The following is a 22,589-nucleotide window of genomic DNA, read 5'->3' on the forward strand; positions in this document are numbered from 1 at the left end:
GCCATCTCAATGCGTTTCGATATCGGCGACGATCATGCGCCGCAATTCGGGCGTGACTTCCGGCCGCTTGCCGAACCAGCGCTCGAAACCGGGCACCGCCTGATGCAGCAGCATGCCGAGGCCATCGACCGTCTTCAGGCCGCGCGCTCTGGCCGCGGCCAGAAGCGGCGTCTCCAGCGGCACATAGACGATGTCGGTGACGATGGCATGGCCGGGCAGACCCGCCGGATCGGCGGCGAGGGTTTCGTTGCCGTGCATGCCGAGCGCGGTGGTGTTGATGAGCAGGCCGGCATCGGCAAGCAGTTCGCCGGCCGCACCGGTGCCATGCGCGGAAACGCCGGCGCCGAAGCGGTCGGCGAGTTCCTCAGCCCTTGCCAGCGTGCGGTTGACGATGCGGATGTCGCCCACACCGCGCTGCTTCAGCGCGTGGATGACCGCGCGGGACGCGCCGCCCGCGCCTAGCACCACGGCCGGCCCGTTCGCCGCCCAGCCAGGGGCGTGTTCGTCGAGATTGCCGGCAAAGCCGAGACCGTCGGTGTTGCCGCCCCACAAGATACCGTCTTCCAGCCACAGCGTGTTGACCGCGCCTATCGCCTCGGCCGCGTCGTCGCGGCGTTCGACCAGGGCAAAGGCCGCTTCCTTGTGCGGTATGGTGACGTTGCCGCCGCGATAGCCATTCTCGCCCAGCGATTTCAGGAACACGGCGAAGTCGTCCGGCGCGACGTCGATCGCGTGGTAGCTGCCGTCGATGCCGTATTTCGCCAGCCAGTAGCCGTGAATCTTCGGCGATCGCGAATGCGCGATCGGATGGCCGGTGACAAAAGCCTTTCGTTCAGCCATCGATCGCTCCCAGCGCGCGCAGCTCCTTCAGCACCGGCAGGAGCGGCAGGCCGACGATCGTGAAATAGTCGCCTTCGATCTTTTCGAAGAGCTGGATGCCCTCGCCCTCGATCTGGTAGGCGCCGACACTTGCCAAAGCCTTGGCGCCGACGCGCGCCAGGTGCCGGCCGATGAAGACGGGATCGAGCTTGCGCATGGTCAGGCCGGCGACGCCGACATGGCGCCACAGAACTTCGCCGTTGCGGCAGAGCACGGCGGCGCTGTTCAGCTGATGCGTCTTGCCGGAGAGCGCGAGCAGGTGGCGACGCGCGCTTTCCATGTCGGCCGGCTTGTGGAAGATCTCGTCACCGAGCGACAGCGTCTGGTCGCAGCCGAGCACCAGCGCGCCCGGTCTGCGCTCGCTGACCTCGGTCGCCTTGGCTTCGGCCAGGATCGCAGCGACATCTTCGGGAGACACGCCGCTGTCCTGCAAAGGCGCCTCGAGCGCCCGCTCGTCGACGTCGGCCGGCACCGCCTCGATGTCGAGCCCGGCATTGACGAGCATCGCCTTGCGGAACGGGCTGCCCGAAGCGAGTATGATTTTCTCGGCCATGGTTTTCGCCAACTAGCTCCCTTTGTTGGTTCCGGCCGGTTGGGCGCTTTGCCGGCGACCGAGATTCCATTGCTGGTCCGTTGCGCCAGCACAAACCGTGGAGATTAGCCGGAGCCATCTCCAACGTCGTCATCCTAGGGCGAAGCAGGAGCGAAGCTCCGTCGCGGAGACCCTAGGATCCATGCCGTTCACTCGATCGAAGAGCGCAACGGAGCAGAATTCTGCATCGTCGCAACGCTTCGGCGTCACGGCATGGATCCTGGGGTCTGCGCCGCGTCGCTTCGCTCCTTGCTGCGCCCCAGGATGACGAAGCGATGGGCGTTTCGGCCAATCTCCAAGGCATGCGATCCGTCGTGACTTTTCGATCTACCCGGCGACAGTGGCAGGTCCACCCTCACCCGGCTCGATCTCCGTTATCTCGTCTTTCCGCGCAGGGCAACGATGGCCGCGGCCGTCTCCTCGATCGAGCGCCGGCTGACGTCGATCATCGGCCAGCCATGTTTCGTGCATAGCTGGCGTGCATAGGCGAGCTCCTCGTTGATCGCGGCGCGGTCGACATAGTCGGTCGAAACATAGGGTGCGGTGTTGCCGAGGATGCGGTTCTGGCGGACATGCGAGATGCGCTCGGCGGTGGCGACAAGGCCGACGATCAGCGGCGTCTTGGCGGCGATCAGGCTTTCCGGCAACGGCACGCCGAGCACGATCGGAATGTTGGCGGTCTTGATGCCGCGATTGGCGAGATAGATGCTGGTCGGCGTCTTCGAGGTGCGCGAGATGCCGATCAGCACGATATCGGCATCGTCCATGTTCGCCGGAAGCTGGCCGTCGTCATGCTCCATGGTGAAGTTCAGCGCATCGATGCGGCGGAAATATTCGGCGTCGAGCACATGCTGGGCGCCGACGCGCCGCCCGGCAGGCGTGCCGAGATAGGATTGGAAGACGCTGAGCACGGGTTCCAGCACCGAGACGCAAGGCAGGCCCATGGCGGCGCAGCGCTCGTCGATGCTGCGCGCCAGCTTCTGGTCGACGACCGTATAGAGAATGATGCCGGGCTCTTCCTCGATATCCTCGAACACCTTGGCGACCTGCTTTTCGGTGCGGATCAGCGGATAGATGTGCTCGATGGCGCGCGCATCCTTGTATTGGGCGGACGCGGCGCGGCCGGCCGCCAGCAGGGTCTCGCCGGTGGCGTCGGAAATCAGATGCAGGTGGAAGAAGCTTTGCGGTTTGTTCACAGGGGGTGGTTCCAGACTGTGGGCAATTGTGGACAAGGCTGGATGAGGAAGCCTGGTCGCTGAGGGCGACTGTATCAGATGGCACCTTGTCCACAATTCGCCCTGCTGTAGGCTTTGTCGCGGCGCTGGGGACAAAACTGGGGATCAACTTTTCTTGGGCGATATCGTCCACAGCGCAAGACCTGGTGCGGGAATGCCAAGCCGCTGACTCGAAAGCCGGAATCCGATTCTTCCCCAGATCCCTCCAATTTGCGAATGAGGCCGCGCGACAATATGCTGACTGGCCTTTTCGAGCGGCAGGCGGGACAGGTCGCAACCACCACAACCAACAGACTCTTAGAATCAGAAGACTCTTTAAAAATAGATATTTGATTTAAGAGACAGCGCATGACCCCGAACCGGAGGTTCGGAAAGGATCATGCGCCAGATGATAAGTGCTACAGCGTCCTTTGCGTGTCTTAGGACGCGCGGCGCTGTAGAGAGAGGGCGCGGACTGAATGCCTGGGAAACGGATCATGCTGGACGTCCTCAAGGGCGAGACGGTTTCACCGCCGCCGCTCTGGATGATGCGTCAGGCAGGCCGTTATCTCCCTGAGTATCGCGAGACCCGGAAACGAGCCGGATCCTTCCTCGACCTCTGCTACGATCCCGACCTTGCCGTCGAAGTGACGCTGCAGCCGATCGAACGCTTCGGCTTCGATGCCTCGATCCTGTTCTCCGACATCCTCGTCGTTCCCAATGCGCTCGGACGGGAAGTCCGCTTCGAAGAGGGACATGGGCCGATCCTGAAGCCGATTGCCGCGGCTGAGATTCCAGCTCTGAACGGCGAAACGTTTCACGTGAATCTCGAACCGGTCTACGAAACGGTCCGTCGGCTGCGCGCGAAGCTGCCGGACCAAACGACGCTGATCGGCTTCTGCGGCGCGCCCTGGACGGTGGCGACCTATATGATTGCCGGCCACGGCACGCCGGACCAGGGGCCGGCGCGGCTTTTCGCCTATCGCGAGCCGGAGGCTTTCGCGCGGCTTCTGAAGATACTGGCCGACTATTCGGCCGCGTATCTCATCCGTCAGATCGAGGCAGGCGCCGATGTGGTGCAGATTTTCGACTCGTGGTCGGGCGTGCTCGACGAGGCTTCCTTCGAGGCGTTCTGCGTCGAACCGGTGGCGGAGATCGTGCGTCAGGTGATGGCGGCATATCCCGATGTGCCGGTGATCGGCTTTCCAAAAGGCGCCGGCGAGCGCTATCGCGAGTACAGGAAGAAGACGGGCATCACCGGTCTCGGCCTCGACTGGACGGTGCCGTTGTCGATGGCGAAGGAGCTGCAAGGTGAAGGCGCGGTGCAGGGAAATCTCGACCCGTTGCGGCTGGTCGCCGGCGGCAAGGCGCTGGCCGACGGCGTCGACGCCATTCTTCGCACGCTGGGCGGCGGACCGCTGATCTTCAATCTCGGCCATGGCATCACGCCGGAAACGCCGGTGGCGCATGTCGAGGCCATGGTGAAAATGGTGAGGAGCCGAGGATGACCGGCAAGAGCGACGATAACAGCGCCGGCCAGGCGATGAAGCGCATGACGATCGGCATTGTCGTTCTCGTCGTGCTGACCGCCCTGCTCTACCTCACAGCACCCGACAGCTTCTATCCCTGGGCGAAGGCGATCCATGTCATTGCCGTCATCTCCTGGATGGCCGGCATGCTCTATCTGCCGCGGCTTTTCGTCTATCACGTCGAAGCCGAGAAGGGCTCCGTGCAGTCCGAGACCTTCAAGGTGATGGAGCGCCGGCTGCTGAGGGCGATCATCAATCCGGCGATGACCCTGACTTGGGTCTTCGGCCTCTGGCTCGCCTGGAAAGGCTTTGGATTCCAGGGCGGCTGGCTGCACGCCAAGATCCTCGCGGTGCTGTTGCTTTCAGGCCTGCATGGCTATCTCGCCGGGGCGGTGAGAAAATTTGCCGAGGACCGAAACGAAAAGCCGGCGAGGCACTGGCGGATCGTCAATGAAATCCCCACATTGCTGATGATCGTCATCGTCATCCTGGTCGTCGTGAAGCCGTTCTGAGGCTTCCCCACACCCGGCAAAAGGCGGCTTGCTCTTTCAGACGACGGACGATAAAAGACGGGTCTTCCTTCCCGTCACGCGCCGCCCTTTTTTCGCTTCGGCCGCGCTCGGCATTTGTCGCATACCAGCCGATATTTTCTCCCCAAAAGCCTACCCAGAGTCCATCTAATGCAAGAAATGAAACTCGCAGAGTTCAAGAACAAGAAGCCGCCGGAGCTGATCGCCTACGCCGAATCGCTCGAGGTGGAGAACGCCAGCGTCATGCGCAAGCAGGAGCTGATGTTCGCGATCCTGAAGAAGCTCGCCACCCAGGACATCGAGATCATCGGCGACGGCGTGGTCGAGGTGTTGCAGGACGGTTTCGGTTTCCTGCGCTCGGCCAATGCAAACTACCTGCCAGGTCCCGACGACATCTATATCTCGCCCTCGCAAATAAGGCGCTTTTCGCTGAAGACCGGCGATACCGTCGAAGGACCGATCCGCAGCCCGAAAGAGGGCGAGCGCTATTTCGCGCTGCTCAAGGTCAACTCGATCAATTTCGACGACCCGGAAAAGATCCGGCACAAGATCCATTTCGACAATCTGACGCCGCTCTACCCGACCTCGCGGCTGAAGATGGAGGTCGACAATCCCACCAGCAAGGACATCTCGCCACGCGTGATCGACCTGGTCGCGCCGATCGGCAAGGGGCAGCGCGCGTTGATCAATGCGCAGCCGCGAACCGGCAAGACGGTGCTGTTGCAGAACATCGCGCATTCGATCACCGCCAACCATCCGGAATGCTACCTGATCGTGCTTCTGATCGACGAGCGTCCGGAGGAAGTCACCGACATGCAGCGCTCGGTGAAGGGCGAGGTGATCTCCTCGACCTTCGACGAGCCGGCTGCGCGCCACGTCCAGGTCGCCGAGATGGTGATCGAGAAGGCCAAGCGCCTGGTCGAACACGGCCGCGACGTCGTCATCCTGCTCGATTCGATCACGCGTCTCGGCCGCGCCTACAACACCGTCGTGCCGTCGTCCGGCAAGGTGCTGACCGGCGGTGTCGACGCCAACGCGCTGCAGCGGCCGAAGCGCTTCTTCGGCGCCGCCCGCAACATCGAGGAGGGCGGCTCGCTCACCATCATCGCCACGGCGCTGATCGATACCGGCAGCCGCATGGACGAAGTGATCTTCGAAGAGTTCAAGGGCACCGGCAACTGCGAAATCCAGCTCGACCGCAAGGTGGCCGACAAGCGCATCTATCCGGCGATCGACATCCTCAAATCCGGCACCCGCAAGGAAGACCTGCTGGTTCCGCGGCAGGACCTGCAGAAGATCTTCGTACTGCGCCGGATTCTCGCGCCGATGGGAACGACCGACGCGATCGAGTTCCTCATCGACAAGCTCAAGCAGACCAAGACCAACGCCGACTTCTTCGATTCGATGAATACGTGATTGGGTGAGGCGGGGAGCATCCCGTTTCGGCGGAAGAAGATGGCTCCTCGGTTGGAGTGAATGGCGATTGTTGGCGCTGCCCCTCATTGCCCTGCCGGGCATTTCTCCCCGTGAACGGGGAGAAAGAGGCAGCTTGTACGCAGCGCTCCTTCTTGCAACGCTGGGGATTGGCGAAATCGGCGGCGATAGCGCCCTTCTCCCCGTTCACGGGGAGAAGATGGCGGCAGCCAGATGAGGGGCGGCGCCGACGCTCGAAAACAGGGCATATGAGGGATTCCGGCTTACGTGCCGTTGGAGTCTGGCCTTCGCCGCAACAACCCTTCCAACTCGCCCGCATCAGTCACCGCCGGCAGGCACACCTGTCCGCTGCAGAACCAGGCGCCAAGCTTGTCCGTCGGCGGCAGCACGCCGCCGGGCAAAAGCGGTCGATTCGTTTCCGTACCAATCGTCACGACGATATCGACCCGACGCGGATCGGGATTTCGATTCATGACCGGAACGAGGCTTGGAGATTCCGGCTTGTCTATGATGACGAGCTTCAGCGGTTCGAGCGCCAGCGCGCAGGCGTTGACGATGCCGGCTTGGCCATAGGCCTGTTGCGCGGCGCGGCCCATGGCGAGCTCGGCGGTCGTCCAGGCTTTCTCCCAAAGGTCGAGATCGCCGGTGAGCGAGGAGAGCCGCACCAGCGCCTCGACGATCTGGCCGGTGGCTGACGGGATCGCTTCGTCGACATCGCCGCGGATGCGGATCGGAACGTCGCCGCTGTCCGACGCGGTCAGGTAGTAGCCGGTGTTTTCGCCGTCCTGATGCCAGCGGTCGAGTTCCGTGACGAACCCTCGGGCGTGATCGGAGTACGCCTCATCGCCGGTCGCCTCGAACAGGGCGATCGCCGCGTTGGTCATGGCGGCATAGTCGCTCGACAGCGCCGGAAAGAGTTTCTTGTCGGCCAGCATCGAATGCGGCAAACGGCCATCCCGGCCGGCTTCGACGATATGGGCAAAGGCCTTGGCTGCGGCGTCGATCCATTCGCGCCGACCGAGGGAACGGCCGGCTTCTGCAAGCGCCGCGATCGTCAGGCCGTTCCAGTCGGTAAGCGCCTTGCCGTCGCGGCCCGGCCTGACCCGCTTTTCCCGGATGACCAGCAGCTTCGCCTTCAGCGGCGCGAGCCGGGCGTAATCGGCGATACCCTGGCGTTGCTGGGCTTCGCTCTGGCGGATGATCGGCTTGCCTTCCCAGCCATGCGGGGCAGCCAGCTCGAAATATTGGAAGAATGGACCTGAATCGCCGCCGAGCGCGGTTTCGACCTCTTCCCTGCTCCAGGTGTAGAAAAGCCCCTCCTCGCCGTCGCTGTCGGCATCGAGGCTGGCGGCGAAGGCGCCGCCATCGGCGCGCATCTCGCGAAGCAGCCAGGCGACGGTTTCTTCGATTCGTATGCGGAACAAGTCGTTGCCGGTGGCCGCGAAGGCCCAGTTGCACATGCGGATGAGCTGGGCGTTGTCGTAGAGCATCTTTTCGAAATGCGGCACCAGCCATTGGTCGTCGGTCGAATAGCGGCTGAGACCGCCGCCGACATGATCGTAGATGCCGCCGGCGAGCATTTTTTCCAGGCTGGCGAGCACGGCGTCGCGATGCGCGGTCTGGCCGTCGCGTAGCCAGGACAGCCACAGGCTGTGCATGAAGGGCGCGTTGGGGAATTTCGGCGCGCCGCGCAAGCCGCCGAAATCGCGGTCGATCATGCCGTCGATGCGGCCCGCAAGATCGGCAAGTGCCGCGCGGTCGAGCACCGCCTTGCCTTTCGCGCCGGCCAGCCGCTGTTCGACATGGGCGGTCAGCCCGTCGGCGCTTTCGGCGAGGCTTTGCTGCTTTTCGCGCCAGGCCTTGTCGACCGCTTCCAGCACCTGGACGAAGCCCGGTCGGCCGTAGCGGGCCTCGCGCGGAAAATAGGTGCCGCCCCAGAAAGGCTTGCCGTCGGGCGTGAGAAACATGGTCAGCGGCCAGCCGCCCTGCTCGCCCATGGCATGGAGTGCGGCCATATAGATCTGGTCGATGTCCGGCCGCTCCTCACGATCGACCTTGATATTGACGAAGAGCCGGTTCATGACGGCGGCGACGGCGTCGTTCTCGAAGCTTTCATGCGCCATGACATGGCACCAGTGGCAGGCGGCATAGCCGATGGAGAGCAGGATCGGCCGTCCGAGCTCCTTCGCTTCGGCAAGCGCTGCCGGCGACCACGCCCGCCAATGCACCGGGTTGCCGCTATGCTGCTGCAGATAGGGGCTGGCTTCTTCGGCAAGCAGGTTTCGCGCAGGCAAGGTCACGATGGGCGGCTCGGCTTGGTTGATGAGCAAGGCAATTCCGGGAAAGCGCAGCGGCTTCCGTGCGGAACGTCGCATGAAAGAAGATACCTAGGGTGGTTCGGCAGGTCGGGCAAATGGTAACTTCGAAGGATTCGATCGTGGCGCTGTCGAGCGGCCGCCTGCCCGCCGGTATTGCGGTGATCCGCATCTCCGGCCCGAAGACTCGATTCGTGCTCGAAACGATTGCCGGCGGCGGCGTTAAGGATCGGTTTACCACGCGGCGCAGGCTGAAAGCGCCCGACGGTTCGATCATCGATCGCGGCCTTGTCCTGTTCTTCCCCGGTCCCGGCAGCTTCACCGGCGAGGACGTTGCCGAGTTCCATGTCCACGGCAGCCGCGCCGTTGCCACCAAGATGCTGGAGACGATCACCGGTTTCGAAGGCGTCAGACATGCCGAGCCCGGCGAATTCACCCGGCGCGCCTTTCTTAACGGGAAGCTCGATCTGGTCGAGACCGAGGCGCTGGCCGATCTGGTCAACGCCGAGACGGAGGCCCAGCGCCGCTTCGCCCTGCGCAATGCCGAAGGAGCGCAGAGCGAACTTTATGCGAGCTGGCGCCGCCGGCTGATCCATGCGCGGGCAATGATCGAGGCGGAGATCGACTTCGCCGACGAGGAGGACGTGCCGGGCTCCGTGTCCGATGCGGTGTGGGCCGACGTGGCGGCGATGATCGACGAAATCGTGCGCCACATCCAGGGTTTCAAGGCGGCCGAAATCATCCGCGACGGCTTCGAGGTCGTCATCCTCGGCGCGCCGAACGCCGGCAAGTCCAGCCTGTTCAACGTGCTGGCCAAGCGCGAGGCGGCAATCGTCACCGACGAGCCGGGCACCACGCGCGACCTGCTTGAAGTGGTGCTGGATCTCAACGGGATGCGGGTGCGGGTCGTCGATACGGCGGGCTTGCGTGAGACCGCCGGGACGGTGGAGACGATCGGCATCGAACGGGCGCGCGCCAAGGCCGGTGGCGCGGACCTGGTCCTCCTGCTGGAGGACATGGTCGATCCGCAGTCGGTGGGCGAGGGTCCGACAGGCGTTCCGTTGCTGAAGATCGGAACGAAGGCCGATCTCAAGGGCACGCTTAACGGTAACTATGACCTGGTCATTTCCTCCAAGGACGGCTCGGGGCTTTCCGGACTGCTGGATGAGATCGCGCGGCGCGCGGCCTCGGCGATTGGAAACACCGGCGATGTCCTGCCGTCCAGGCTGCGCCATGTCGAGCTGCTGAGGCAAGCAAAGGACTTTCTTGTCGCGGCGGTGTCGGGGCAGAGCCAGGAGTTGCGCGCGGAGGAACTGCGGCTGGCAACCGATCGGCTCGGACGAATCGTCGGCGTGGTGGATGTCGAGGACATGCTGGATGTCATCTTCTCGCAGTTCTGCATCGGCAAGTGATTCACGTGAAACGAGACACCGCGCGTGATTCACGTGAAACAGCGGATGGCGCTGCGGAGTGGGCGGGGAACTGCGTCAATTCAACTAGGCTAGGACGAGAGCCGCCGCATTCCTTCGCGCCCCCCTCTGCCCTGCCGGGCATCTCCCGCACTTGGGCTACGGCATGCACACATTTCTGGGCGGCTGGTTGGCGATGGCGTGCATGGCAGCATGGCGCAGCATTGTCTAATATAGCGCTAGTCGACCCCCACTCCGTCTCGGCTTCGCCGAGCCACCTCTCCCCCGATCGACGGGGTAGAGGAAAGGCGCCAAGCTTTTGCCGCCAACGCTTGTCCGGCAGCACTCCCTTCCTTTCCCTCCGGAGGGGGAAAGGTGGCGCTGCGAAGCAGCGACGGATTGGGGGAACCACGTGGCAATCAAGCCTCAGCCTGATCAGTCACGCCAGTCACAGAAGATGTGTGTATGCCGCAAGCACTTGGGGGAGATTGGCAGTTCCGCGGAAGGCGCCATCCCTGCAACGTTGGCGATTGGCGAAAGCGAGGATGACATCTGATCTCCCCCCTTGTGGGGGGAGATGCCCGGCAGGGCAGAGGGGGCGCTGTCCCGCCGACTTCTCAACGGATGGCCCGCCCCGCCATTTCATTGTTTCACGTGAAACGAGTCCGGCCTTCGTCCTTGACAGCGCCGAGCCGCGGGGACATGTGTCGGTAATCTCTGAAACCGGATTCTTGAAATGACCGATCACTATGATGTGGTGGTGGTGGGCGGCGGCCATGCCGGATGCGAGGCGGCAAGCGCTGCAGCGCGTGCCGGCGCCAGGACCGCGCTGGTGACGCTGCGTTTCGACACGATCGGCGTCATGTCCTGCAACCCGGCCATCGGCGGCCTGGGCAAGGGACATCTCGTGCGCGAGATCGATGCCATGGATGGGTTGATGGGGGGCATTGCCGATGCCGCCGGTATCCAATTCCGCCTGCTCAATCGCCGCAAAGGCCCCGCCGTGCGCGGACCGCGTACCCAGGCCGACCGCAAGCTCTATCGGCTGGCCATGCAGGCCGCGATCAGCGAGCAGGCCAATCTCGAGGTGGTCGAAGGCGAAGTTCTGGATCTCGAGATCGAAGACGGGCGGGTCGCGGCCGTGCTGGTCTCGGGCGATCGACGCCTCGCCTGCGGCGCCGTGGTGTTGACCACCGGCACCTTCCTGCGCGGGTTGATCCATATCGGCGAAAGGAAGATCGTCGCCGGCCGGATGAACGAGCAGGCAAGCCACGGGCTTTCGGCCACGATGGCCCGCACCGGCTTCAAGCTCGGGCGGCTCAAGACCGGGACGCCCCCTCGCCTCGACGGCCGGACCATCGACTGGGCGTCGCTGGACGCCCAAGCGGCGGACGATGATCCGGTGCCGTTTTCGCTGATGACCGACCGCATCGCCAATCCGCAGATCCGTTGCGGGATCACCCGCACGATGCCGGCCACCCATGAGCTGATCCGCGCCAATCTCGGCCGCTCGGCCATGTATTCCGGCTCGATCGACGGTGTCGGGCCGCGTTACTGCCCATCGATCGAGGACAAGATCGTCAAGTTCGGCGACCGCGAAGGCCACCAGATTTTCCTGGAGCCGGAAGGCCTCGACGACGACACGGTCTATCCGAACGGAATCTCGACCTCGCTGCCGGAAGATGTCCAGCTCGACATTTTGAAGACCATACCCGGGCTGGAGAAGGCGACGATGCTGCAGCCGGGCTACGCGATCGAATACGACCATGTCGATCCGCGCGAGTTGTCAACAACTTTGGAGACAAAGCGTGTCGCCGGCCTGTTCCTGGCCGGGCAGATCAACGGCACGACCGGCTATGAGGAAGCCGGCGCGCAGGGCCTGCTTGCCGGCATCAACGCCGCACGCAAGGCGTCGGCGAGCGAGCCGGTCGTGCTCAGCCGCACGGAGGCCTATATCGGCGTGATGATCGACGACCTCACCAGCCGCGGCATCGCCGAGCCCTATCGCATGTTCACCTCGCGGGCCGAGTTCCGGCTTTCGCTGCGGGCCGACAATGCCGACGAGCGGCTGACGCCCCTGGCCGATCGGCTCGGGATAGCCTCATCGGAGCGCATGCGCCGGTTCGACGAGATGGCGGGCAAGCTCGACGATGCTCGCGCGCTGGCAAAGTCGGTCACCCTCACGCCGAACGAAGCGGCGCGGCATGGGCTTGAGATCAACAAGGACGGCGTGCGCCGCTCGGCCTATGAGCTGCTTGCACATCCGGGCGTCGACATGGCTTGGCTGAAACGCGTCGAGCCCAGCTTCGCCGGGCTCGATGCGAAGACGACCGAGCGGCTCGAGACGGAAGCAAAATATTCCGTCTATCTCGAGCGCCAGCAGGCCGACGTCGCGCAGATAAGGCATGAAGAGTCGCGGCTGATCCCGGAGAGCATCGACTTTTCCGATGTGCCGGGCCTCTCCAATGAGTTGAAGCAGAAGATGAAGATGCGCCAGCCGCGTTCGATCGCCGATGCGCAGCGCATGGAAGGCATGACGCCGGCGGCGCTTGCGATCATCGTCGCTCATGTCCGCAATGCCGAGCTCGTCGCGCGAAGGTCTGTGGCGTGAGCGCCGATGACTTGGGCGGTGCTTGGGCGGGTCTGCAGGAAGCGGCGGGTCCGGTTTCACGTGAAACATTCGAGCGGCTGCAGGCCTTCGAGCAGCTCTTCCTGAAATGGAACCGCAGCATCAATCTGGCGGCGCCGTCGACGCTGGACGACGTCTGGCGCCGCCACATCCTAGACAGCGCGCAACTGGCGCGAATCGCTCCTGCAGCTACGCGGTGGGTCGACCTCGGTTCGGGCGGCGGCTTTCCCGGATTGGTGCTCGGTTTCCTGCTGGCTGAGCGGCCGGGCGCCTCGATCGATCTGGTCGAGAGCAACCGCAAGAAGGCGTCGTTCCTGCAATCGGTGATCGGCCAGTTCGGCCTGCCGGCGCGGGTGCTCGCGCGACGCATAGATGATAGCTATGCCTTTGTTACCGAACCGGAAATCGTCACGGCGCGAGCGCTGGCCGCGCTTCCGGACCTGCTCGATCTCGCCGCGCCCTGGCTGACTAAAGGAGCACGAGCGCTTTTCCACAAAGGCCGGGATTACCGGGCCGAAGTGGAAGAAAGCACTCACCGCTGGGCCTTCGATCTGGTAGAACATCCAAGCATGACCGACCCTCACGGCATCATCCTGGAAATCACCGATCTGCGCTCGGCGACCCCGCAATGAATTACTGGCATCGACCCATGAAAACTGGACCGCGTATCATCACTGTCGCCAACCAGAAGGGCGGCGTCGGCAAAACGACGACGGCTATCAATCTGGCCACGGCGCTGGCCGCGATCGGCGAGCGCGTGCTGATCGTCGACCTCGATCCGCAGGGCAATGCCAGCACCGGCCTCGGCATCGACCGCAAGGATCGCACGGTCTCGTCCTATGACGTGCTGACCGGCGAGCTCGATCTGGAGGCAGCCGCGATGCCGACGGCAGTACCCGGCCTGTCCATCGTACCGTCGACGCTCGACCTGCTCGGCATCGAGATGGAGATCGCCTCGGCGCCCGACCGCGTGCTCAGGCTGCGCAATGCGCTGCGCGCCGCCGCCGAGCGGGCGGCGCCGTTCGGCTACGTGCTGATCGACTGCCCGCCCTCGCTCAATCTTTTGACCTTGAATTCAATGGCGGCAGCCGATTCCGTTCTGGTGCCGCTGCAATGCGAGTTCTTCGCGCTCGAAGGCCTCAGCCAATTGCTCGAGACGGTCGAGCAGGTTCGCGGAACGATCAATCCGGATCTCACGATCCAGGGCATCGTGCTCACCATGTATGACGGGCGCAACAACCTCGCCAATCAGGTGGTGCAGGATGTGCGCACCCATATGGGCGACAAGGTTTACGAGACGATCATCCCGCGCAACGTGCGCGTTTCCGAAGCGCCGTCCTATGGCAAACCGGCGATCCTCTACGATCTCAAATGCTCGGGCAGCCAGGCTTATCTGCAGCTCGCCTCCGAGGTGATCCGCCGCGAGCGCAAGCTGCGCGCCGCTTGAACCGCAAGCGATCCAGCAGGTTTGGTTAATTAGCCGATTCGATTCCGAAACGATCTGGACATTATAATGAGCGAAGACCAATCAAGAAAAAGACTGGGCCGTGGCCTCGCGGCACTGATCGGCGAGATCGACCGTCCAGCGGCGCCGGAAAAGCCGAGCACGTCAGTCGCGGCGGACGGCAAGGTGCCGATCGAGTTCGTCAGCCCGAACCCGAAGAACCCGCGCCGGCATTTCGGCGATGCCGATCTCACCGATCTCGCGCAGTCGATCCGCGAGCATGGCGTCGTACAGCCCGTGGTGGCGCGGCCCTCGCCCTCGCAGCCCGGCCGCTACGAGATCATCGCCGGCGAGCGTCGCTGGCGGGCGGCGCAGCGCGCCGGCCTGACCGAGATCCCGCTCATCGTGCGCGACGTCAACGACCGCACCGCGCTGGAACTGGCGATCATCGAGAACGTGCAGCGCGCCGACCTCAATCCGGTCGAAGAGGCGCAAGGCTACCAGCAGCTCATCGACGAGCATGGCTACACCCAGGCCGATCTCGGCCAGGTCATCGGCAAGAGCCGCAGCCATGTCGCCAACACGCTGAGACTCCTGAAGCTGCCCAATGTCATCCAGAGCATGCTGGTCGACGGCGATCTGTCGGCCGGCCATGCCCGCACGCTGGTCACAGCCGAGGACCCGGCCGGGCTTGCCAAGCGCATCGTCAAGGAGGGGCTTTCGGTGCGCCAGGCCGAGGCGCTGGCGCAGATGCCCGCCGGTCCGACGCCGGCCAAAGCGAAGTCCGCGGCGAGCGCGCCGGAGAAGGATCCCGACACGCTGGCGCTGGAAAAGCTGATGACCGACACGATCGGCATGATCGTGAGCATCGAGCACAAGGGCAAAGGCGGCACGCTGCGCGTCAATTATCGCACGCTGGAGCAGCTCGACGAGCTGTGCCGGCGGTTGAAGGACGAGCGGTAAGTTTCTGATACCCAACGAGCTGGCCGGCTAATGAAGTTCTGGCTTAAGGCTGGATATGGCTGATATATCGGTGATAAACATCAAGGGGCCGGGCGTTATGCCGGCCTTTTTGTTGGCGATTGACGAAAAGCAGCGGCCATCTGCGTCGTCATTCTAGGGCGGAGCAAGGAGCGAAGCGACGCGCGCAGACCCTAGAATCCATGCCGTGACGCTAAGGCGTTGCAATGGTTACAGAATTCTGCGCCGTTGCACTCTACGGCAAGGGTCATGGCATGGATCATCGGGTCAAGCCCGAGGATGACGAAGCGCAGGGGTTCGGCCCATCCTGGCGGACGGGACAGCGCCCCCCTCTGTCCTGCCGGACATCTCCCCCACAAGGGGGGAGATCAGCCGGCACCTCGGCTTTCGCCAATCGCAGCCGCTTGGCTTGACTGCGTGGGGCATCGGCGTACGCTTAAATTAGCAAGTTGAAATTAAATGCCCTGGCGTGCCGGACAGTCGCGGCGTGGGGCTATTGCCGCGATCGAGGTGAAGCGGCGCCACCCAAAGCGACCCTGCCGATGCGCCTGACACAATGGGAGGTGTAAATGGCAGTCAGCTGGCAATTGTCTGGAAGTTACTTCGAAAATTGTAGCTGCGATGTCGTGTGTCCTTGCCTGCTGTCCACCAATGCGCAGCTGACATCGAAGCCGACGAAAGGCGTTTGCGACGTCGGCCTGGTTTTTCACATCGACAAGGGCAATTTCGGCGACGTTCGATTGGACGGCCTCAGCGTCGCGATGGTTGCCCACACGCCCGGTCCGATGGCAGACGGCAATTGGACAGCCGCCGCCTATATCGACGAAAGGGCCGATGACAGGCAGACGGAGGCGCTGGGCGCGATCTTCACCGGCGCCGCGGGCGGACCGATGGCATTGTTGGCACCCATGATCGGCACCAACCTCGGAGCCAAGAAGGTTCCGATAAGCTACCAGATAGACGGGAAGAAGCGGTCGGCAGAGATTGCAGGCGTCATGAAAATGGCGGTCGAACCGCTGCCGACCATGCGCGAGGACGGACAGATGTGGGCGGCAACCGGCCATCCCATCAATCCCGACTGGCTCGCCCTGGCGATGGGGGCGGAAGGCAGCACGTACAGCGACCATGGCATGAGCTGGGACAATTCGCGCCGCAACGGACATTACGCCCCGATCAATTGGTCCGGTCAGCAATAGCACTTGGCAGCATGCTCGGACCGCCCATGGCGTTGACGTTGCAGCGAAACATCATTCTCGCGCTGCTGATCGCTATCGCGGCGGCGGCGTGGGCCTTGCTCATCTGGCAGCAGATCGGCTTGGACGCGGACATGCGCATGGGAATCTACTCGCCCACCATGGGCATGAAGGCGCCGCTGTTCCTTGCCGTCTGGATGATCATGATGGTTGCGATGATGTTTCCAACGGCCGCGCCGATGATCCTGACGTTTCACCAAGTGCAGGCCGGCAAACGGGGGCGCGGCGAAACCTTTGTCTCGACCTGGGTGTTCGCGGCCGGGTACATGCTGATATGGGGCGCGATGGGCGTTCTCGCCTTTGCCGGCGCGGCGGGCTCGGAGGTGCTTGCCGCGTATGTCGGCTTGTCCACGGCGACGGCCGCGCGCATCGGCGGGGCGCTGCTGATGGCAGGGGGCGCCTACCAGCTCTCCCCGCTGAAATATCTGTGCCTCGCCAAATGCCGCACCCCGGTCGGCTTCATCCTGACATCGTGGCGCGACGGTCAGTGGGGCGCGGTGCGCATGGGCGTGCAGCATGGGCTCTTTTGCCTGGGCTGCTGCTGGCTTTTGTTTCTCGCTCTTTTTCCCATTGGGATCATGAACCTCGCCGCGATGGCCGTGGTCACCCTATTAATCTTTGCGGAAAAGACCCTCCCGTCGGGAGAGCGGATAGCAAAGGTGTCTGGTGTCGCCCTGCTCCTCTACGGCGCGACGGTACTGGTCTTTCCACAGGCGCTGCCAACCTTCCAGCCGGCGGACGCCATGACAATGAACTGATCAGCTTTTACCCGGCTAAGGAACTCTTGGCTTAGGACTAGGAAAGGGCTAACACGCTGGCTCTTATTACTTTGTGGCTCTGGTAATTGGCGAAATCGGCGAAGCGACTAATCTCCCCCCTTGAGGGGGAGATGGCCGGCAGGCCAGAAGGGGTCGTTCGACGTAAATCGCCGACGTCATCTTTCGACGCGAAGGGCGCTGGCGACCCCCTCTGTCGCCTTCGGCGACATCTCCCCCTCAGGGGGGAGATCAGCTGCGCTGCCCCAGCCTGGCGCTTTCCACCGCGATGCCCAGCAATGCCTGGCGCGCCAACGCTTCCGACAGATCCGGCCGCTTGCGGGTCTGCAGCACCGCGGCCTGCAGGCGGTTCAGCGCGCGGCCGAGCGCTTCGCTGTTCCAGCGCTCGAGCGTCTTTTCCACCAGCTTGCGGCGCGAGAAGAAAACCGGTGGACGGGCGCCTGCCACGACCGAGGCGGCGTTTCGGCCGCCCGATTCCATCTGGCCGCGCATCACCTGGATCGCCTGCAACTGCCGCATCGCGGAGGACAGCACCAGAAAAGGGTGGCCGCCAGACTGGCAGTGGCGGGTGAAGGCGGTGTCGAAATCGCCGACCTTGCCGTCCAGCACGGCGTCGACCGCGTCGTCGAAGGAAGCGCCGGAGACGTCGCCGGACAGCGCGTTGACGTCGTCGAGGTCGATCTCCTTCTTGCCGTGGGCGTAGAGCACAAGCTTCTCGATCTCGCCGCGCGAGGCCAGACGGTCGCCGCCGAGATTGCGTCGCAACGCCTGCCGGGCGTCGAGCGTCATCGACATGCCGGCCTTGCGCAGCTCGTCGTCGATCACCGAATCGAGATCGCGGGCTTCGTCGGCATAGCAGGGCAAGGCAATGGCGTTGCCGGCCGCCTCGACGATGGCGCGCAGGCCCGTGCCCTTCTTCAGGTCGCCGGCCTCGATGAGAATGATCGCATCCGGCGCCGGCTCGGCCGTCAGCGCCTTGATGTCGTCGGCCAGCGCCTTCTGGCCGCTGGCGTTGCGCACCCAGAGCAGCCGCCGGTCGGAAAACATCGGCACGGTGCGCGCCTCATCGAGCAGCCGGCCTTCGTCGCGGTCGACTTCCGCGCCGTCCAGCTTGACCACCGAGAACGGATCGTCGAGCGGCAGGCCGGTCTTGACCGCGAAGGTCTTCGCCCGCTCGGCGACCAGGCCGCGGTCGGGGCCGTAAAGCAGGACGATGGCCATGGCCGGATCCGGCCGCGCCAGCCACGAATCGACCTCGTATCCTTTCTTCTGTGCCATGCGGGGTGAGTTAGCACGATGGGAATGCTCGGTGAACTGTGCGTTGTTGCATTGATCCCACCCTATCAGGCGTCGGCGCCGCCCCTCATCCCCCTGCCGGACCTTCTCCCCGTATAGTGACGGGGAGAAGGGGACCGGCCGCAACCTCGGCGCTCGTTCTGCAACGCTGGTGGATTGGCGAAACCCTTGATGACGGCGCCCCTCTCCCCGTCACTATACGGGGAGAGGATGCCGGCAGGCAGGTGAGGGGCAGCGCTGCCGTCGACAACTAACCCGAAGCCAACGTGGTCGAAGCATTGCAGCCTCTTGCGCCTAAAGCCATGCGAGCATTCGCCAAATTGCGCGCAGCCTGAAAACATCGACAAGAAATTTCGCCGCCATATCTGCATCTTGTCGGCCATGTGCCGCATCGGCTCCGCGAGGCCGATGGCCGGGAGGACGGCCGCCATCTCGACCGATGAAATGGCGGCGCGGATGTGCAAATATCGCACCGGCAACATTGGAGGACGTGAGCTCATGGCCGATGCTGGAATGTTGCGCTTTCATGTGCCCGAGCCGGAGGTGCGGCCCGGCGGCACGCCCGACTTCTCGAATGTGACCATTCCCAAGGCGGGATCGGTGCCGCGCCCGGAGATCGATGTCGATCCGCGCACCATCCGCGACATGGCCTTCTCCATCATCAGGGTGCTCAACCGCGCCGGCGAAGCGGTGGGGCCTTGGGCGGGCCTGCTCACCGACGAGGAGCTGCTCGAAGGCCTGCGCCACATGATGACGCTCAGGACCTTCGACGCGCGCATGCAGATGGCGCAGCGCCAGGGCAAGACCTCCTTCTACATGCAGCATCTCGGCGAGGAGGCGGTGAGCTGCGCCTTCCGCAAGGCGCTGCAGCCGGGCGACATGAATTTCCCGACCTATCGGCAAGCCGGTCTGCTGATCGCCGACGGCTATCCGATGGTCACGATGATGAACCAGATCTATTCCAACGAGGCCGATCCGCTGAAGGGCCGGCAGCTGCCGATCATGTACTCGTCGAAGGAGCACGGCTTCTTCTCGATCTCCGGGAACCTGGCGACGCAATACATCCAGGCGGTCGGCTGGGCGATGGCCTCGGCGATCTCGAAAGATTCGCGCATCGCCGCAGCCTGGATCGGCGACGGCTCGACGGCGGAATCCGATTTCCATGCGGCGCTGGTCTTCGCCTCGACCTACAAGGCGCCGGTCGTGCTCAACGTGGTCAACAACCAGTGGGCGATCTCGACATTCCAGGGCATAGCGCGCGGCGGCTCCGGCACCTTCGCGGCGCGCGGCCTCGGCTTCGGCATCCCGTCGCTGCGCGTCGACGGCAACGATTATCTCGCCGTGCATGCCGTCGCCAAATGGGCGATCGAGCGGGCGCGGCGCAATCTCGGGCCGACGCTGGTCGAATATGTCACCTATCGCGTCGGCGCGCATTCGAGCTCGGACGATCCGTCCGCCTATCGGCCCAAGGCCGAATCCGATGCCTGGCCGCTCGGCGATCCGGTCGTCAGGTTGAAGAACCATCTCATCCACAGGAAAGTCTGGTCGGAGGATCGCCACACCCAGGCGGAGGCCGAGATCCTCGAAACGGTGATCACGGCGCAGAAGGAAGCCGAAAGCCACGGCACGCTGCATGCCGGCGGCAAGCCGTCGACGCGCGACATGTTCGAAGGCGTCTATGCCGAGATGCCGCCGCATCTCAGGCGCCAGCGGCAGCAGGCGGGGGTCTGACGATGCCGAGAAAAACCATGATCGAGGCAATCCGCGACGCCATGGACGTCTCGATGGCGCGTGACGAGCGCGTCATCGTCTATGGCGAGGATGTCGGCTTCTTCGGCGGCGTCTTCCGCTGCACGCAAGGCCTGCAGGCCAAATACGGCAAGAACCGCTGCTTCGACGCGCCGATCAGCGAATCGGGCATCGTCGGCTCGGCCATCGGAATGGCGGCCTATGGACTGAAACCCTGCGTCGAGGTGCAGTTTGCCGACTATGTCTATCCGGCTTACGACCAGATCGTCTCGGAGGCCGCGCGGCTGCGCTACCGTTCCAACAATGATTTCACCTGCCCGATCGTGGTGCGCATGCCGACCGGCGGCGGCATTTTCGGCGGCCAGACGCACAGCCAGAGCCCCGAGGCCTTGTTCACACATGTGTCGGGCCTGAAGACGGTGGTGCCGTCCAACCCGCACGACGCCAAGGGGCTGTTGATCGCGGCGATTGAGGATCCGGATCCGGTGATCTTCCTCGAGCCGAAGCGGCTCTATAACGGTCCCTTCGACGGCCATCACGACAAGCCGGTGACGCCGTGGTCGAAGCATGAGCTCGGCGAGGTGGCGGACGGCCACTACACGATCCCGCTCGGCAAGGCGGCGATCCGGCGGCCGGGCTCGGCGGTCACGGTGCTTGCCTATGGCACCATGGTCTATGTCGCCGAGGCCGCGGCCGCGGAAACCGGCATCGATGCAGAGATCATCGATCTCAGGACGCTTCTGCCGCTCGACCTCGACACGATCGTCGCTTCGGTGAAGAAGACGGGGCGCTGCGTCGTCGTGCATGAGGCGACGCTGACCTCCGGCTTCGGCGCCGAGCTGGTCGCGCTGGTGCAGGAAAACTGCTTCTACCATCTGGAAGCCCCGGTGACACGGGTCGCCGGCTGGGACACGCCCTATCCGCATGCGCAGGAGTGGGAGTATTTCCCCGGCCCGGCCAGGGTCGGGCGCGCGCTCGTCGAGACGATTGAAGCTTGAAGAAGGGGGAAGCCTGAGGATGGGCGAATATGTGATCAAGCTTCCCGATGTCGGCGAAGGCGTCGCCGAGGCCGAGCTCGTCGAATGGCACGTCAAGATCGGCGACCTGGTGCGCGAGGACGCCGTGCTGGCGGCCGTCATGACCGACAAGGCGACCGTCGAGATCCCCTCGCCGGTCGACGGCGAGATCCTTTGGCTCGGCGCCGAGATCGGCGACACGGTGGCGATCGGCTCGCCGATCGTGCGGCTGAAGGTAGCCGGCGAAGGGAATGTGAAAGCCGACGGCGACGCCAAGGCCGCACCGAAGGCAGAAACGCCGGCCGAGCCCACAGCGGCAAAGTCCGACCCGGCGCCGAACGCCGCGAAAGCGGCGCCAAAACCGGCGCAAGTCTCGGCGCAGCCTTCCGTCGCGGCGCCCAAGGGCACGCGCCCGGCGTCCGTCACCGGCGCGCCGCGTCCGGAAGGCGAAAAGCCGCTGGCCTCGCCCGCCGTCCGGCTGCGCGCCAGGGAAGCCGGCATCGATCTTCGCCAGGTTCCGGGCAGCGGCCCGGCCGGGCGCATCAGCCATGAGGACCTGGATGCCTTCCTGGCGCGCGGGCCGCAGCTTGCCCGCCCCACCGGGCTTGCCCCAAAGGACGGCATCGAGGACATCAAGGTCATCGGCCTGCGGCGCAAGATCGCCGAGAAGATGGCGCTCGCCAAATCGCGCATCCCGCATATCACCTATGTCGAGGAGATCGACGTCACGGCGCTGGAGGAGCTGCGCGCCACGTTCAACAAGGAAAAGCGCGCCGATCGCCCCAAGCTGACGCTGCTGCCCTTCCTGATGCGGGCGATGGTCAAGGCGATCGCCGACCAGCCGAACCTCAACGCCCTGTTCGACGACGAGGCCGGCATCATCCACCAGCATGAAGGCATCCATATCGGCATCGCCGCGCAGACGCCCACCGGGCTCGTCGTGCCGGTGGTCAAGCATGCCGAGGCGCGCGACCTGTGGGATTGCGCCGCGGAGGTGAACCGGCTGGCCGAGGCAGCCAAGTCCGGCACGGCCAGCCGCGACGAGCTCTCGGGCTCGACCATCACCATCACCTCGCTCGGTGCGATGGGCGGCGTGGCGACGACGCCGGTCATCAACTATCCGGAAGTGGCGATCGTCGGCGTCAACAAGATGATGGTGCGGCCGGTGTGGGATGGCACCCAGTTCATCCCGCGCAAGATGATGAACCTGTCGTCCAGCTTCGACCATCGCGTCATCGACGGCTGGGACGCCGCGGTGTTCGTGCAGCGCATCAAGGCGCTCATGGAGACGCCGGCGATGATCTTCGTGGATTGAGGGGGATGAGGTTTATCGCAAACGTAGGTAAGGCAGGGAAAGGCGCGGCGCCGGGATGTCGGCTCCCCCTTCTCCCCTTGTGGGAGAAGGCGTCGCCGAAGGATGAGGGGTGCTCCAGGGAACGCCGGCGTCTCACTCCGCTGGAACACCCCTCATCCGTCTCGGCGCTGACGCGCCGATCCACCTTCTCCCACAAGGGGAGAAGGAGAGGCGCCGCGCTCGTTTCCG

18 protein-coding genes are annotated in these 22,589 nt (G+C 64.2%); 13 read left to right on the forward strand and 5 right to left on the reverse strand.

The window, feature by feature from the left end; translation table 11 throughout:
* Window positions 1–6: 6 nt before the first annotated feature.
* From QAZ47_RS04070 to QAZ47_RS04080, 3 genes are all read right to left on the reverse strand, one after another.
* Window positions 7–840 carry a shikimate dehydrogenase gene (locus QAZ47_RS04070; protein ID WP_278232602.1) on the reverse strand — a complete coding sequence of 278 codons (834 nt, stop codon included), beginning with the start codon at window positions 838–840 and terminating at the stop codon, window positions 7–9.
* Window positions 833–1,432, reverse strand: coding sequence for a Maf-like protein (locus QAZ47_RS04075; protein WP_278232603.1), 600 nt, complete (start codon window positions 1,430–1,432; stop codon window positions 833–835). Before QAZ47_RS04075 ends, QAZ47_RS04070 begins: the two co-directional genes overlap by 8 nt.
* A 413-nt stretch (window positions 1,433–1,845) precedes the next feature.
* Window positions 1,846–2,667 (reverse strand): pyruvate, water dikinase regulatory protein, encoded by an 822-nt coding sequence (locus QAZ47_RS04080; protein ID WP_278205702.1) that lies wholly within the window; start codon window positions 2,665–2,667, stop codon window positions 1,846–1,848.
* A 497-nt stretch (window positions 2,668–3,164) separates the two neighbouring features.
* On the opposite strand from QAZ47_RS04080, the gene hemE reads away from it, so the two are divergent.
* From hemE to rho, 3 genes are all read left to right on the forward strand, one after another.
* On the forward strand, window positions 3,165–4,193 hold the full coding sequence (gene hemE / locus QAZ47_RS04085; RefSeq protein ID WP_278232604.1) for a uroporphyrinogen decarboxylase: 1,029 nt from the start codon (window positions 3,165–3,167) through the stop codon (window positions 4,191–4,193).
* Window positions 4,190–4,726, forward strand: a complete 537-nt coding sequence (gene hemJ, locus QAZ47_RS04090; protein ID WP_278232605.1) for a protoporphyrinogen oxidase HemJ — start codon at window positions 4,190–4,192, stop codon at window positions 4,724–4,726. The genes hemE and hemJ overlap by 4 nt, the downstream gene beginning before the upstream one ends.
* A gap of 168 nt (window positions 4,727–4,894) precedes the next feature.
* The gene (gene rho / locus QAZ47_RS04095) at window positions 4,895–6,160 is read left to right on the forward strand and encodes a transcription termination factor Rho (RefSeq protein ID WP_278205707.1); all 1,266 of its coding nucleotides are present in this window, start codon (window positions 4,895–4,897) and stop codon (window positions 6,158–6,160) included.
* Window positions 6,161–6,441: 281 nt separating this feature from the next.
* On the opposite strand, the gene QAZ47_RS04100 is transcribed toward rho, so the two are convergent.
* Window positions 6,442–8,478, reverse strand: coding sequence for a thioredoxin domain-containing protein (locus QAZ47_RS04100; RefSeq protein WP_278233771.1), 2,037 nt, complete (start codon window positions 8,476–8,478; stop codon window positions 6,442–6,444).
* Window positions 8,479–8,591: 113 nt separating this feature from the next.
* On the opposite strand from QAZ47_RS04100, the gene mnmE reads away from it, so the two are divergent.
* The 7 genes from mnmE to QAZ47_RS04135 all read left to right on the forward strand — a co-directional run bounded on the left by mnmE (window position 8,592) and on the right by QAZ47_RS04135 (window position 16,967).
* Complete coding sequence (gene mnmE / locus QAZ47_RS04105) at window positions 8,592–9,905, forward strand: tRNA uridine-5-carboxymethylaminomethyl(34) synthesis GTPase MnmE (protein WP_278232606.1); 1,314 nt, start codon at window positions 8,592–8,594, stop codon at window positions 9,903–9,905.
* Between the two features lie 733 nt (window positions 9,906–10,638).
* Window positions 10,639–12,513, forward strand: a complete 1,875-nt coding sequence (gene mnmG / locus QAZ47_RS04110) for a tRNA uridine-5-carboxymethylaminomethyl(34) synthesis enzyme MnmG (protein WP_278232607.1) — start codon at window positions 10,639–10,641, stop codon at window positions 12,511–12,513.
* Window positions 12,510–13,163: a 16S rRNA (guanine(527)-N(7))-methyltransferase RsmG gene (rsmG, locus tag QAZ47_RS04115; RefSeq protein WP_278232608.1), complete on the forward strand. Its 654-nt coding sequence runs from the start codon at window positions 12,510–12,512 to the stop codon at window positions 13,161–13,163. Before mnmG ends, rsmG begins: the two co-directional genes overlap by 4 nt.
* Window positions 13,164–13,180: 17 nt before the next feature.
* A complete protein-coding gene (locus QAZ47_RS04120) occupies window positions 13,181–13,978 on the forward strand; it encodes a ParA family protein (RefSeq protein ID WP_278077115.1) in 798 nt (265 codons plus the stop codon).
* Between the two features lie 66 nt (window positions 13,979–14,044).
* Window positions 14,045–14,938: a ParB/RepB/Spo0J family partition protein gene (locus tag QAZ47_RS04125; protein WP_278232609.1), complete on the forward strand. Its 894-nt coding sequence runs from the start codon at window positions 14,045–14,047 to the stop codon at window positions 14,936–14,938.
* 587 nt (window positions 14,939–15,525) lie between these two features.
* Window positions 15,526–16,152 (forward strand): DUF1326 domain-containing protein, encoded by a 627-nt coding sequence (locus QAZ47_RS04130; RefSeq protein ID WP_278232610.1) that lies wholly within the window; start codon window positions 15,526–15,528, stop codon window positions 16,150–16,152.
* A gap of 26 nt (window positions 16,153–16,178) precedes the next feature.
* Entirely contained in the window at window positions 16,179–16,967 is a 789-nt protein-coding gene (locus QAZ47_RS04135) for a DUF2182 domain-containing protein (protein ID WP_278232611.1), read from the forward strand.
* Between the two features lie 249 nt (window positions 16,968–17,216).
* Here the strand turns inward: QAZ47_RS04135 and holA are convergent, their stop codons facing one another.
* The gene (holA, locus tag QAZ47_RS04140) at window positions 17,217–18,263 is read right to left on the reverse strand and encodes a DNA polymerase III subunit delta (protein WP_278205717.1); all 1,047 of its coding nucleotides are present in this window, start codon (window positions 18,261–18,263) and stop codon (window positions 17,217–17,219) included.
* Window positions 18,264–18,779: 516 nt separating this feature from the next.
* On the opposite strand from holA, the gene QAZ47_RS04145 reads away from it, so the two are divergent.
* The 3 genes from QAZ47_RS04145 to QAZ47_RS04155 are packed head-to-tail and all read left to right on the forward strand — an operon-like array spanning window position 18,780 to window position 22,361.
* A complete protein-coding gene (locus QAZ47_RS04145) occupies window positions 18,780–20,012 on the forward strand; it encodes a 3-methyl-2-oxobutanoate dehydrogenase (2-methylpropanoyl-transferring) subunit alpha (protein ID WP_278232612.1) in 1,233 nt (410 codons plus the stop codon).
* Between the two features lie 2 nt (window positions 20,013–20,014).
* A complete protein-coding gene (locus tag QAZ47_RS04150) occupies window positions 20,015–21,028 on the forward strand; it encodes an alpha-ketoacid dehydrogenase subunit beta (RefSeq protein ID WP_278232613.1) in 1,014 nt (337 codons plus the stop codon).
* Window positions 21,029–21,047: 19 nt separating this feature from the next.
* Window positions 21,048–22,361 (forward strand): dihydrolipoamide acetyltransferase family protein, encoded by a 1,314-nt coding sequence (locus QAZ47_RS04155; RefSeq protein ID WP_278232614.1) that lies wholly within the window; start codon window positions 21,048–21,050, stop codon window positions 22,359–22,361.
* Window positions 22,362–22,589 lie beyond the last annotated feature (228 nt).

The organism is Mesorhizobium sp. WSM4904, from assembly GCF_029674545.1.
Taxonomy (GTDB): domain Bacteria; phylum Pseudomonadota; class Alphaproteobacteria; order Rhizobiales; family Rhizobiaceae; genus Mesorhizobium.

Coding starts and splice junctions, on each gene's coding strand:
- QAZ47_RS04075 (WP_278232603.1), bottom strand. CDS start 1,432: ATGGCCGAGAAAATCATACTCGCTTCGGGCAGCCCGTTCCGCAAGGCG.
- QAZ47_RS04070 (WP_278232602.1), bottom strand. CDS start 840: ATGGCTGAACGAAAGGCTTTTGTCACCGGCCATCCGATCGCGCATTCG.
- QAZ47_RS04120 (WP_278077115.1), top strand. CDS start 13,181: ATGAAAACTGGACCGCGTATCATCACTGTCGCCAACCAGAAGGGCGGC.
- QAZ47_RS04150 (WP_278232613.1), top strand. CDS start 20,015: ATGCCGAGAAAAACCATGATCGAGGCAATCCGCGACGCCATGGACGTC.
- mnmE (WP_278232606.1), top strand. CDS start 8,592: ATGGTAACTTCGAAGGATTCGATCGTGGCGCTGTCGAGCGGCCGCCTG.
- mnmG (WP_278232607.1), top strand. CDS start 10,639: ATGACCGATCACTATGATGTGGTGGTGGTGGGCGGCGGCCATGCCGGA.
- hemE (WP_278232604.1), top strand. CDS start 3,165: ATGCCTGGGAAACGGATCATGCTGGACGTCCTCAAGGGCGAGACGGTT.
- QAZ47_RS04135 (WP_278232611.1), top strand. CDS start 16,179: ATGGCGTTGACGTTGCAGCGAAACATCATTCTCGCGCTGCTGATCGCT.
- holA (WP_278205717.1), bottom strand. CDS start 18,263: ATGGCACAGAAGAAAGGATACGAGGTCGATTCGTGGCTGGCGCGGCCG.
- QAZ47_RS04125 (WP_278232609.1), top strand. CDS start 14,045: ATGAGCGAAGACCAATCAAGAAAAAGACTGGGCCGTGGCCTCGCGGCA.
- rho (WP_278205707.1), top strand. CDS start 4,895: ATGCAAGAAATGAAACTCGCAGAGTTCAAGAACAAGAAGCCGCCGGAG.
- QAZ47_RS04130 (WP_278232610.1), top strand. CDS start 15,526: ATGGCAGTCAGCTGGCAATTGTCTGGAAGTTACTTCGAAAATTGTAGC.
- QAZ47_RS04155 (WP_278232614.1), top strand. CDS start 21,048: ATGGGCGAATATGTGATCAAGCTTCCCGATGTCGGCGAAGGCGTCGCC.
- hemJ (WP_278232605.1), top strand. CDS start 4,190: ATGACCGGCAAGAGCGACGATAACAGCGCCGGCCAGGCGATGAAGCGC.
- QAZ47_RS04145 (WP_278232612.1), top strand. CDS start 18,780: ATGGCCGATGCTGGAATGTTGCGCTTTCATGTGCCCGAGCCGGAGGTG.